We start from the raw sequence: 384 nt of genomic DNA, 5'->3' as shown, positions 1-384 counted from the left end.
CTTCGACCTCGATGCCACGAGACAGACCCTAAGATTGTATCGCGCCGTAGACGTTCCGACCGTGCCGCAACCGCTACCTGCAGGGATCAAGCGGGTGCAGTTCGTCGCTGACCTCTCGAACGCACACGAGTTGCCCCTCGACCAGGCCCGCGCACTCGCTCCGCTGTACGCCGACCTTTTGCCAGAGCTATTCGTAGGAGTACCCGCATGACCAAGCCCAAAGTCATTAGCCTGTTCTCGGGTGCCGGTGGTCTGGACTACGGCTTCGAGGCCGCCGGATTCGAGACCGCAGTCGCGCTGGAGATGGACCACGCGTGCTGCGAGACGCTGCGTGAAAATCGTCCGTCGTGGACCGTCATGGAGACCGACATCCTGAAGGTCCGC

1 protein-coding gene and 1 pseudogene are annotated in these 384 nt (G+C 62.2%); both read left to right on the top strand.

Annotated elements, in window-relative coordinates:
- Window positions 1-211, top strand: a pseudogene (locus tag HUA74_RS45280) (PD-(D/E)XK motif protein); the annotation flags it as partial.
- Window positions 208-384, top strand: a 177-nt coding sequence (locus HUA74_RS45080) for a DNA cytosine methyltransferase (protein ID WP_174459525.1), incomplete at its 3' end; no start/stop codon positions are given. The pseudogene HUA74_RS45280 and the gene HUA74_RS45080, both read left to right, overlap by 4 nt.

The organism is Myxococcus sp. CA051A (assembly GCF_013336705.1).
Classification (GTDB): domain Bacteria; phylum Myxococcota; class Myxococcia; order Myxococcales; family Myxococcaceae; genus Myxococcus; species Myxococcus llanfairpwllgwyngyllgogerychwyrndrobwllllantysiliogogogochensis.
The sequence above is the reverse complement of the archived record's forward strand: the minus strand, read 5'-3'. Positions and strand labels throughout refer to the sequence as shown.